General features: G+C 49.8%; 12 protein-coding genes and 2 pseudogenes. 3 read left to right on the top strand and 11 right to left on the bottom strand.

Going from position 1 to position 11543, the window contains the following annotated elements; translation table 11 throughout:
* Window positions 1-140: 140 nt before the first annotated feature.
* The 10 genes and pseudogenes from ACTJJI_RS25940 to ACTJJI_RS25895 form a co-directional block, all read right to left on the bottom strand.
* Window positions 141-908 (bottom strand): fimbrial protein, encoded by a 768-nt coding sequence (locus ACTJJI_RS25940; protein WP_440656247.1) that lies wholly within the window; start codon window positions 906-908, stop codon window positions 141-143.
* Window positions 909-1236: 328 nt separating this feature from the next.
* Window positions 1237-1824, bottom strand: a complete 588-nt coding sequence (locus ACTJJI_RS25935) for a fimbrial protein (RefSeq protein WP_440656245.1) — start codon at window positions 1822-1824, stop codon at window positions 1237-1239.
* Window positions 1825-1835: 11 nt separating this feature from the next.
* On the bottom strand, window positions 1836-2360 hold the full coding sequence (locus tag ACTJJI_RS25930) for a fimbrial protein (protein ID WP_440656243.1): 525 nt from the start codon (window positions 2358-2360) through the stop codon (window positions 1836-1838).
* A gap of 10 nt (window positions 2361-2370) precedes the next feature.
* Entirely contained in the window at window positions 2371-2859 is a 489-nt protein-coding gene (locus ACTJJI_RS25925; RefSeq protein ID WP_440656241.1) for a fimbrial protein, read from the bottom strand.
* Between the two features lie 67 nt (window positions 2860-2926).
* Window positions 2927-3574, bottom strand: a complete 648-nt coding sequence (locus ACTJJI_RS25920; protein ID WP_440656239.1) for a fimbrial protein — start codon at window positions 3572-3574, stop codon at window positions 2927-2929.
* An 80-nt stretch (window positions 3575-3654) separates the two neighbouring features.
* Entirely contained in the window at window positions 3655-4407 is a 753-nt protein-coding gene (locus ACTJJI_RS25915; RefSeq protein ID WP_440656237.1) for a fimbria/pilus periplasmic chaperone, read from the bottom strand.
* A 14-nt stretch (window positions 4408-4421) separates the two neighbouring features.
* A pseudogene (locus tag ACTJJI_RS25910) lies at window positions 4422-6914 on the bottom strand (outer membrane usher protein).
* A gap of 8 nt (window positions 6915-6922) precedes the next feature.
* A complete protein-coding gene (locus ACTJJI_RS25905; RefSeq protein ID WP_440656235.1) occupies window positions 6923-7453 on the bottom strand; it encodes a fimbrial protein in 531 nt (176 codons plus the stop codon).
* Window positions 7454-7516: 63 nt separating this feature from the next.
* Window positions 7517-8049 (bottom strand): annotated as a pseudogene (locus tag ACTJJI_RS25900) (fimbrial protein).
* A gap of 244 nt (window positions 8050-8293) precedes the next feature.
* A complete protein-coding gene (locus tag ACTJJI_RS25895; protein ID WP_440656233.1) occupies window positions 8294-9307 on the bottom strand; it encodes a protein-tyrosine phosphatase family protein in 1014 nt (337 codons plus the stop codon).
* A 599-nt stretch (window positions 9308-9906) separates the two neighbouring features.
* Between ACTJJI_RS25895 and ACTJJI_RS25890 the strand changes: the two genes are divergently transcribed.
* The 3 genes from ACTJJI_RS25890 (at window position 9907) to ACTJJI_RS25880 (ending at window position 11435) form a co-directional block, all read left to right on the top strand.
* Window positions 9907-10521, top strand: coding sequence for a beta/gamma crystallin domain-containing protein (locus ACTJJI_RS25890; RefSeq protein ID WP_440656231.1), 615 nt, complete (start codon window positions 9907-9909; stop codon window positions 10519-10521).
* 246 nt (window positions 10522-10767) lie between these two features.
* On the top strand, window positions 10768-11148 hold the full coding sequence (locus tag ACTJJI_RS25885; RefSeq protein ID WP_440656229.1) for a putative holin: 381 nt from the start codon (window positions 10768-10770) through the stop codon (window positions 11146-11148).
* A complete protein-coding gene (locus tag ACTJJI_RS25880; protein ID WP_440656227.1) occupies window positions 11148-11435 on the top strand; it encodes a phage holin family protein in 288 nt (95 codons plus the stop codon). The genes ACTJJI_RS25885 and ACTJJI_RS25880 overlap by 1 nt, the downstream gene beginning before the upstream one ends.
* 19 nt (window positions 11436-11454) lie before the next feature.
* Here ACTJJI_RS25880 and ACTJJI_RS25875 read toward each other — a convergent pair.
* The coding region (locus ACTJJI_RS25875; protein WP_440656173.1) for a hypothetical protein at window positions 11455-11543 on the bottom strand (89 nt) is incomplete at its 5' end.

Genomic DNA, 11543 nt, shown 5'->3' with positions numbered 1-11543 from the left:
CCCCCATATGACAACAAAAAAAAAAAAAAAAAAAAAAAAAACAACAAACCACTAGTATTCTTACCAGACGTGAAAGTCATTAAATCTAATTAATGAAATAAGAGGGAGTGATAATGACTCCCTCGATATAATGTCCAGCTTCATGGTTCCGTCACGATCAGTGTGGCCGAAGCATGAAATGAACCCGTCGCGATATCCGTCGGTTTACTATCCGGGTTGCGCAACAGTGAGAATGCTAAATCTGTGGTATTGCTTCCGTTGACAGACATAGTGAAGCTGTCGTTATTCTTCAGTTGCTTCCCGTCCACACTGATGCTGACACCCAAAGCAGGGTTGGACGTCGCTATTTGCCCGCTGGACCAGCTGGTCGGCGTCATATCAAGTTTCACATCAATTTTATGCGTATTTTCTCCCTGGCAGTTCACGGTCAAGGAATGATTCACATCAGAGTCACTACCAAGCCTGATACCAATATCAAAACGTTCCACAGCACCGAAATCGACGGTGATAGGGTTGTTTCCCGCATTTATATAGCATAAATCAGGTGGTGGGGGAGAGACATACGCAGCACACAGCGAATTGGAATCAGAACTATAGTACTCAGTTCCAAAAGAAAGATCATTCATATAAGCAGCATCAGCTATCCAGGCTGAAACGCAGTATGCATCCGATTTATATGGAGATGTTGGAACCTGGTATTTCCCCTGAACTAAATCAATAAGTTCCGCCCATGTATGAGTTCCATCTACTAAATTTGGAGATATCGGCTTATCAACCATATATACGCACTGTCCAGCATTACCATCACCTGAACTTGTACAATACCCCACCTTTATCCTCGGAGCAGGAATATCCTTGGTATGATCAGATATTTTTAAATCACCGCCAGTTACATATTTGACATTCACATAATCACCGGGAAGGCAATATCCTCCTGTATGATCACAGGTTGCAGAAAGTGACGCAGTTGTCGCCCATACAGAAGGTATACAAATAATAACCCTACCGAAAAAAAACGAGCTGCCGTGATTAACACCTTATCCATTACTCCCCTCCCGAATATGAGCTGATACGGTAAAAGCTTTAGCGAAAGAGGACAAACACTCGGCCATTAGAGTACTCAAAAATAATAAAGCATAAGACATAATAAAACTCCTTACTGACAGTCGAATAGTGGTAGCAAGTACTGTCTGCTGATATTCGTTTTGTGGTTTATGTTGCCTAACTTTTTAGAGTCTACGGGTAATCCAGCGTGAAGGTCGCCGTCGCACTGAAGTCTCCCCGCCCGATACTATGCTTCTGCAGTGCACTCGGCTCCCCCTGTACATAACCTTTGAATGTAAAGGTGTTATCGCCGGTCATCAGCTGATAGGCAGGTGTGGCTTTGTTTATCGGTAGCGCCGTGCCGTCCGCCTGCTCCATCCCTATTGCGATACCGCTCGCTGGCTTGCTGGCCAGCCCCAGCAACTCAGGCAACTCCTTATCTGGGGTACCGGTAAACGTAAATACCACCGACTTGCCCAGCGTCAGGTCACAGTCCAGCAAACGAATACTGAACGGCTTGCTGTGCGTGCGCGTATTGATATACAGGTATTTATCTGACACCGTCCCAAAGTCTAGCTGGATGGTGGTTGTGTCCGGATCCAGCGTGCACGGGGTCGCCACCAGGGTGCCGTCGAATTGCAGATTGTTGTTTGCCTCCGCATTCGCAGCCTGACTGCCGACCAGGGTCGCCAGTAGCGACAGCCCCATCAGACTGCCACCGATGATCAACCCCCTGCGTGTCGGAGTGGTGATCACGTTGTTGCTTTTGCAGTTGTGCATACCCCAGCTCCCTATTCGTATTCCGTCATCAGAGTGGCCGTCGCCTGGAAGTTCCCTTCTTGCAACGTGCTGCCTGGCTGCTGCACCGGTACCACCATGAGCTTCGGTGGGTTCTGGTAGTTGATGATCAATCCCTGGTTGATGGCCATGGGCTGGCCGTTCTGCAAGATACGAATACCTAAGTTCGTCACCGTGGTGGTGATGGCCGAGGCGTCGTACCCAGTCTGCATTCCCTTGACGTACATTTTCAGCGTCAGCCCCGGGTCTTCTTCATCACACGTCAGTTTATAATTGACAGGCTGCGCGTAGTTGATGCCATCCACCTTGTGTACCCCGACGTTGCCGAAGTGAATGTTTATCGCCTGGTCATTATTGATGTGGCACGGCTTACGCTTGAGCACCCCGGTAAAATTCACTGCCACACTGTCACCCTTTTGGTCTGCCTGTGCCATAAAGCTCTGCGTCAACAGGCTCGTTGACAGGATCAGCAAAATGGGCAAAGTTTGTCGGACCGGCAGTGTGTATGTTGTCGTCATGTGCCCTTCCTCAACGATAATCAACAACCAGCGTCGCCGCCGCGTTGAACTGTTGTCCGTTACTGAAGGTAGCCGCCGCATCCTTCACCACAACCGCCTCCAGATCCGGTGGACTGTCCGGGTTAATCAGGAACCAGTCGTTTGGTTTGATTTGATTGTTGTTCTGCAGGAGCTTGATACCCAGCCCCTTCACGTCTGTCTGCAATACGTTGTCATCAAAGCTGGCGCTGGTGCCCTTCAACTGCATCTCAATGCTCTTGCCATCCGCATCTCCTTTACAAGTCAGCGAATATGGCAACTTCGTCTTGTAGCTGCCGCCATCTATGTCGGTTATATACACATCACCGAAGTTCACTTGTATCGGCGTGTCGCTGCTGAAAGTACAGGAGGCGTTAGCCACCACTGTGCCACTGATATTAATGGCGACGTTGGTCGGATCCATTTTTGCCTGGGCTGAAGCACTCGCCAGCCACAGGGCATAGCCCAGTGTCAACAGCAACGTAATCCTTCGTGTCGGTATAAGGCGCCGGTACGGAGGATTACGGGTGAGCACGTAGGTTCGGCTCTCAGTCATAGTTCAGTCCAACATTCACCACTGCCCGGTAGACGCCCGCAACCAGAGGCGCCGACGTGCGCTCGGGCACTACGTAATAAGTCAATACACTGATGCCTGGAGTCAGGTATTGCGGGACACCCCGACTACCCAGGCGTACATCCCGTTTTTCGCCGTCCAGCAGCCGAAGCGCCAGCCCCGAAGTGCCTTGCACCGATAGCAACGTGGGGTTGTTCATATCGGCCTCGCCGCGAAAAGTCACTGACACCACTGGCTGAAGTCGGTCATAGACGCGGCTTCCCGTGCGCGCATCCGTCTGACTACCACCGCTGCGCAGGCAATCGCGCAGGTAGAACTGCACCGCTACCGGCGTCCCCTGACTGCCAGGGGCTTTCAGGTTATTGGCAGTAGTGGCGCCCAGCAGCACCTGCTGGAAGGCCGATTGCATATCCAACCGGCAGGCACCTTCGGTCAACACCCCGTTCACGTTCAGTACCCCGTGCGCCCCTTCCACATCCCAGTTGTCCGGCGTTTGCGCCTGCACGCCAGCAGACAGCAGCAACAGACAACCCAATATTCGCCCCTGATGGCGGTGCAGTGTCAGTTTACGCGGGTGAGTATCAACATCCGAACCTGCCGGATGCAGTGCATCACTCGTCATTCGTGTTGCCTGCCTCATGATTCTCTCTCCTGTCGCAAGGCGGACATGGCGTTCATACCTGCGACCTACCAACGCGGCGGTCAACCCGGCTTGTTCGCCTTCACCATGCAGTGGCTGCCAGCACACTGGAATTCCAGCTTCGGCTGACCACCAAAATCGTTAATGTAAGTCAGAACCGGGGCACCACCGAGCGCCGCAACGCTGCCCTTCATCATGGACGAGCCCTTCGGTGCCACCATTAACGGGTTGAAGCCAGGAACATCTTTGCCCTTGAGTGTGCTGGCAGCCCCGACTATCGTCACGTAATACGGAGTAGGGTTGTTGATTTGGTACTGGTCACCCTTGCGGATCAGCGTCAGCTTCATCTGCCACGGATTGGCATAATCATTTTGTGTCACCATCAGCGAATCAGGCCGATAGAACAGCTTGATACGCGTCTGTAACGCAATCTGCAACGTGTTCGGCTTATTACTTCTCGGCGGAATTTCACGCAAGTTAAAGTAGTAAAGTGACTCCCGGTTCTGCGGCAGTTGAGCCGTCGCCGGTGTGGCCTGGATTTTAATCTGGCTCTTTGCCCCCGGTTCCACGCGCTGCAGTGGGGGTAATACCATCAGTGGCGACGCGACCTTCTTACCGCTGGCATCTTCTATCCATCCCTGGGCTAAATAAGGCAGTTCCTTGTTCTCGTTAGTGACGTTCAGGCTCATCGAGTGGCTACCACCGTTGAAAATCACCCGAGTACGATCCAGCGCAATAGCTGCTGTCGCCTGCTGCACTATCAATACACTACTCAACACGACGGTCAGAGCCGCCAGAAAAGTCTCCAGTTTCATGCTGTCTTGCTACCTCAATAAATGTGAACGTGGTTGTCATTTAGCGCCTGACACGGCAGCAACAGAGTGTCTGTTAGCGAAGGTAGCGGGCTTGGCAAGCTCACGCTGCACTGCACCTTACCGTCCCAGCGTACTCCCATCTTTTCGCCTGGCTTGAGGCCAATGAGCCACACGCTGCCCTCGTCGTTGACAATGCCGGTCTGGTTCTGGTTGTCGTTGGTCACGATGGCACCAAACGGCGGAATACTGCCATCCGCCAACTTGATAACCGCCATTGCCTTCTCACCAGCAATAATGCCAAAACGACGGTAACCGATGGCCCCTTCAGTCAGGGTGTCCTGTACCACTGACCGGGTAGCATCGACATCATCCGCCAGCTTATTGATGTCGACGCTGACGCTATTGCGGTAATAGCTGTTGACATCCGCCACCACCGCTTTGCCGAACATGTTAGTATCGGTAACTCCACCGTAGCCACGTACAGGCACTCCAGCGACACCATCTGTGTCGACCTTCATGCGAGTCTCGCCCATGGCATTAACCCGGTGCAGAGCCGCCCCCTTAGCCGTAGCGGTCATGCCCCCCTGTATGCTCAAGCCCATCGAGCTGTACTGTCCACCCTGATAGCTGGCGTTGGCCGTGACCTGTGCCATATCACCGTCATGTACGAAGTAGCCCGAGGCCGCCGCCTGGCCACCATTGCCAGCACCAGCACGAATGCTGTAGTTGTTGTTACTGTCAATCATGCTCGAGTAACCCACCGTATTGGTACTGCCGGCACTGGTGATCTGGCTGTCGTAGCTCAGGGTACCGTTGTTGACCCCCCACGGCATACTGAGGCTCAGGTACATGCCATCGTCATTGGTGTTGTTGTACACATTACGATACGCCGACATCGTCAGGCTCAGGTTTTTGAAACGCCCGATATCGAAGTAGCGCGACAGCGACAGGTTATAGTTGTCATTGGCTGGGCGATCCCAATAAGTCTGATGGCTGTAGTTCAGGTTCGCCGACAGGTTCGGGACACGGAACTGCTTGTTGAACGCAATGGTATACAGCTCACGACCACTGCCGCTATTCTGTCCGCGGTAACGCGCATCCATGTATTGCGACATGGTCATAAAGTCACGCTGCGTGAAGCGATATCCGGCAAACGTTATCTGACTGCTATATTGGTCAAAACTCTTCGAGTAGCTCAGGCGGTATGAGCCTCCCGATGCCTCCCCCTGTTGCGGCAAACAGGTGCGTGACTCAGTCGCGTCAAACGACAGGGCACCAAAATCCAGCAGATCACGGCCAATACCCAGTGCAAGGGCGTTATAGTCATTGCCGCCCAGCACTGAGCCGCCGTACAACGACCAGCCATTGTTGACCCCCCAGGAAAACTCGCCCGAAGCAAAGCCCGGCCCCTGGCTGTGTCGTTCGTAGTCAGTTGGTTTCCCCATAGCCAGCTTATAACGCACCAGCCCTGGGCGGGTCAGGTACGGAATGTTCGCGGTATTCACCTGAAAAGTACGCACAGAGCCATCCTGCTCAGTGATTTTGACATCCAGGGTTCCAGAGGTGGCCGATGAATACGAAACGGCCCGGTCGCCACCGTAGTCTCATACAACACTCTTCCCTGTTGACTGACGGTCACTTTGGCATTTGTCTTCGCCACCCCTATCACTTCAGGTGCGTAGCCGCGCAGATTTGGCGGCAGCATGTTGTCATCCGATACCAGGCTGGCCCCCATATAGCGAAAGCTGTCAAAAATACCTGAATTGAGGTAGCTCTCCCCCATGGTCAGCCTGGCACGCAACTCCGCAATCGCGCGATAAGCGTAATAACGGCTCCAGTCCCAATTGCGGTTGCTGCTGGCCTGTAGTGTGGTTATAACTGGCTTGCCAGTCTGCACGAAAGCGCCAGGCACCAGCGTTGAAACCTGTCGTACCGTTGCCACTCAGCGACTGAGTGTCATGGCCCTGTACCGGCCTTGTGGTCTGCGCATTGATGTTGTAGTCGAACAAGACCCCGGCAATACCGTTGTCCCAGCGCGATGGCGGATCCCAGTCATCGGAGGTGTACTCGAGGTAAGCTTGCGGCACACTCAGGTAGAGTGCTCCGTGGCCTAAGTCGCCACGCGCTTCGGTACCCTTCATGGAGTCGAGATTCAGACACAGCCCCTGATGCCAGTAGGTGACATTACGCAGCACATCGGCCTTGAGCCCCAACTTCTCAACCATACCCCTCGTCACACAGGGCACACTGCCTTTTGGGTTGCCGTCCGGCGGCAGAAACAGCACACTCTGCTCAGGCAGTTCATTCTTGTTGATGCTCACCACCATGGGGTATCTTCCCGGCATGATGTAACCTGCCTGCGAGAACTCGCTCAGGTCAACTGCATTGCGATCCTTCACGTCCAACACATCGGTGTTGAACTGGATACTCTCTGCCACCAGGGGCGGCGGGCCGGCTATCGCCAGCGGCACCACTACCGACAGCGGGAGAACAACAAAACGGCTAATACCCTTTATCAGTAGTAATCTAATTTGAATCGAATGGTTGAATGATAAGGACCGGCTCTTAGAGTCTTGTGATTCGCTACCAGGCGAATGGTGTAATCCAGTGTCATGTTGCCAGCATGCAGCGTACCCGGCTGCATCTGCTCACCCGGCAGGGCGATATTGCCACCCTCGTCAGCAATCTGTAGCCCCACACCACGCCCCTGTCCATTGACGGCAAACAAGTTGTCGTTGGTGGTAGTCCCATCAAAGGTCACCCGAAAGATATTAGAATTCTTCTGAGTGGGGTTATCCGCCAGCACACAGTCCACCAGGCGGATACTGAACGGCCGAGTCGGCCCCTGCCCGTCACGCATGATTTGTTCAACCGACAGTACCGCCATGTCAATACTCTGGTCACGACTGTCAACTGCAATAGCGCAGGGCGTATCAATAATGGAACCTTGCATGCTGACACGCCCCTCTCCCAGCACTGCAGCCCAGAACGCCGCAGGCAGTGTCAGCAGGAAAAATAACATGATGAAATAACCGCGATGGCACATGCCCAACCCTATACTCATCCGTGCCCAAAAAACCGGGGTGAACCCACACCCGGCCAAACAAACTTACTGGTAGGACAGTACAAACCTCGCAACGGAGGCAAAGTTACCGGTTTTGATGCCATCGGAACCTGCATCGCCTTTCAGGAAGGCGATGAAGTTCAGCGTGTTTTCACCAGCGGAGAGAGCTGTCGAAGTAGAACCCGCTACATCGTTGATCTTGATAGGTTTGCCGACCTGGTCCTGAATTACGATGGCGGCACCCGATGCTGTTCCGCCTTGCAGAGCAAGATTGTCTCCGTCTGCGATCCCATTGAAGGCCGTCGTCACGCTTTTCAGCGTAGAGGCATCACAACCTTCCAGTTTGACATCGAACTGCACTGGCGAAGAAGTACCGCCGTTTTGTAACGCTTTGCTGGACACCTGGCCCAGATTCACGGTCTGGTCGACGGTTTTGGGCGTGATAGAACAAGGCGCATCAATGATAGCCCCCCCTTAAATGTCACTGTACCCTGCCCCTGATTTGCAGCCATTGCAGTGCCATTTGCCGCCAGCACGAAAACAACTCCCAATGCAGAACAGAGTTTATGTAATCTCATTCCATATTTTCCTTTCGACAAAAATCTAATTATTTTTCAGTCGAAAAAAATACCCCCCAAAAAAATATCAAAAAACGAGCATTTAACACATGAGTTACAGTTTATAACCTTTTGATATCATAACACCTTGAAACATCAGCGTACGTTTCACAGATGTTGCGTGACGACAATGGCCTGGTTACAGAGGTTTTAGCCACGGTGCATGCACTGAACAAAATGAAAAAACGGATATGCCAGAAAGCTTTCAGCTATAAGCCGGCCCGGACAATAACAACTGCTTTAATCTTAGTAATGTTTCATATTGCGTTACATTTTGTGGCATGCGGCGGGTACCCGTTTCTCGCATATCCAGAACAGCTTGTTCGACACTAATAACTTCGTTATTCAATAATGCCAGTGCTCCTGTTAGCATCCCTGTCCGTCCAGCTCCTGCATTACAATGAATAAAAGGCTGTTGACAGACACCTTGATTCTCAGCATATTTCTCCTCCACTTTTTTCGTAACTAAACAAGCTAACCCTTTTAACTCCTCGGGGCTTGGTGATGTCCTGTCCGGCCAGTTCCTCACATGAATGACGGAGGTATTTAATTCATCCTCACCTTTTCTAATATTCATTCTATAATGATTTAACTCCAGACTACCTACCCCTGTTACAGCCATACGGCTATCACCATTCACATTCTTATCCACCTTTTTTTTGCACGTTACTGACACCCCATCGTAACTCTGATTTTTTTTATAGTATTCTGGTAGATTATACTTGGCAATATCATCCATGGATGATAATACAACTAAAACACCGACTTTTTGTTGAAGCATCATTTCAAAATGTTTAGCCATACCCTCGTTTGTCGGAAACTGAGAGCGCATCGCAATTTTATTGCCATCAATAGTTATTTCATTAGCAGGCATAGGCACTCCATTTACTTTAATCATTGAGTAATTTGCGGCACCTATATCACGGAACCTTTGGATCGGAGAGGTCCCATAATGAAAACTATTAGATTTTTCTTCTATGCCAGCAAACTGTTTTTTCGCCAATAAAACCAAGACTCTGTAATTTAAATTTTTGTATTTTTCTGCACGTTCCGATTTAAGATCAGAGCGTGTATTTTTTGCCGCCAACAAGGTCTTGGCAAAAGCCAGATGAGCGGATGCTCCCTTCTTTTCCGCCAGTTCAACTGCTGCATTAGTACTCTTTAACATATGAGCTTTGAAGTAAAGCCATGGGTATGCATTATTCATTGTCACACGCATAATAACAACCTTTCATAAGGTAAGATCAGGGATTTTAAAATCGATTCTTGCATTTAGAATCGATGTATTATGGCATTTCCTGTACTCGAAATTTTGATGCTCACAGGACAAAACAGCCATCATTCATTTAAGTTTAACCAACAAAGTAATGTGAAAATATAAAAAATTGACACACCTCGGAATCTGCCCCAGAAAAAGCGCGGACAACGCAGCCTATGCGGACGTATAGCTACTCGCAGATCTGCTACTATAAGGTACATTAGTGTCATTGTGGAAAAACCGACATCCATAGCACTGGATGCATCTAATCATTGTGTAGTTTTGATCAACAGCCAGCTGAGCTGATTCTTGTTTGAACTCTGCGCTGAAATTTCGTCTTATTGAGACATACTGATGGTTCTGAGACGAACATATTATCTCTGTCCTGGCGGGCAATATCAGTAGATCGTTACAAAAGGTCATACCCGCGACAAAAAAGGATATGGCGGACACGGAAATAAATAACAGATAATAATTCCCAGGCGAGATGGTGTTTTACTTTTTATTTATGAACAGCAACGCCTGACACCTTTACAAAAAATATTTATTAAGGAGTTTTTATGAAAAACGAAAAAATCAGCACTGGTGCAATTTTTTATTCTGATGTGAATTTCAATGGTGAGAGCCATTCATATGAAGAAACTAAGGAGGTTATCAGTTTACCAGAATCTCTCAATGACAAATTTCTTTCAGTTAAAGTAGGAGAACTGTCACAAATAAATGCCTGGCGCCACTATAATGACTCTGAGGATGGTCAAATTCATCAAGTCTGGAATGCAGATCAAGCTGATATTGGCAGCATTGATGGATTAAGTAAATTTATCATCACGCCAAAAAACTCAGGTATTGTTGCAGTTCGATTGATTAACCAATCAGGTATTGATGATACGTTCCGTGCTTTTGTTAATACCTATTCTCTGAAAAATCCTGTTGATTGCTATGCTGGTGATGATTATGAGATCTGTGGGATTCTGCAAAATAAAGGAACTGAATATGTTACACAGATATCCATTTTCGATTTTGAAGGTAATGTAATTTCAAACGGTTCAATTTATTTTGTCTTAGAGGAAGATAAGGTGAAAGTTATTACTTACCCAGAAACTGCACCAAATCATGTCAGTTTTAGCTCAGATGGTGGGTATCGCGTAACATTCACTCTGAATGAAATCCGATAATACCTCTTAATTCATTAACAGTTGGAATGAGATTACCTCCTAAGCCCAAAAGCTGAAAAAGCAATCTCATTCCTGTTTCATTAAAAAATTGGGCGGAAATTTTTTGAACTATTCCAGACGTATTCAAAAACAATAAATGGCTGGATTATCACATTCCCCTGTATAAAAACCTGACGTGATACTTAAATATAACGTCAAGGTGAGTAGATACTATTCATCTTGAAAAAAACAAAGAGGTCAAACACTATGATTGTGCCGCAATCTCATACGCTCTCATCCGGGAGCGGGATACTGTCCGACCACCCGGCCGTGCAGGGAATACTTTCCCCCCCCCCCCCCACTGGCGTGGTACTGGGTGCCTTCGCTGGTGCCGTAATTTTTGTCATCTCTGCCCATGAGTTGTCAGTCATGCAGAAAGCCCTGCTGTTTGGCGTGTCCCTGATGGCCGGTATCCTGGGTGCTCCGTTTGCGGCCAATGTTATCTCGGTGCTCACCCCGACGCTGATTGTCGCTCCGCCAGAAGTCGGAGCCTTACTGGCTTCAACATTGTCCGTTCGTCTGCTGCTGACGCTGAGCTCACTCAGCAACAGTCTGCTGAATAAATGGTTGGGGGGAGGTAAAATATAATGGCACTTTTTCATGACTATCTGCTGCTTATCGACACCGTCAGCTGCCTGCTGATTGTGCTGCGGTTGCTGACATTCAGCAAAAAGGGTAAACAGCACCGCCCCGTGGCGGCCTGGTTTGCCTGGCTGCTGATTGTGGCCTGCGGCTCTGTCGTCATCCGCTCCCTGTCCGGACTCCACGTTCGCGGCAACTGGGGGGAAACACTGATTAACGTGGCGCTCTGCCTGGCCGTACTTTCTGCTCGCGGTAACGTCATGTCTCTGACACTGACAAAGGGTAAGCGTTAAGTGAGCGCCGTATTGACGGCTATTTATTGGTGAGATCTACGTTCCATGGCAGCAGTTCGGCCACTTTGTTGCTGGGCCACTCCGGCAGTACGCTCAGGATATGGCGAA

The sequence above is a fragment of the Enterobacter sp. 22466 genome, from assembly GCF_052044775.1.
GTDB classification, from domain to species: domain Bacteria; phylum Pseudomonadota; class Gammaproteobacteria; order Enterobacterales; family Enterobacteriaceae; genus Enterobacter; species Enterobacter dissolvens.
Note: the sequence above shows the minus strand (reverse complement) of the source record. Positions and strands in the feature narration are given on the sequence as shown.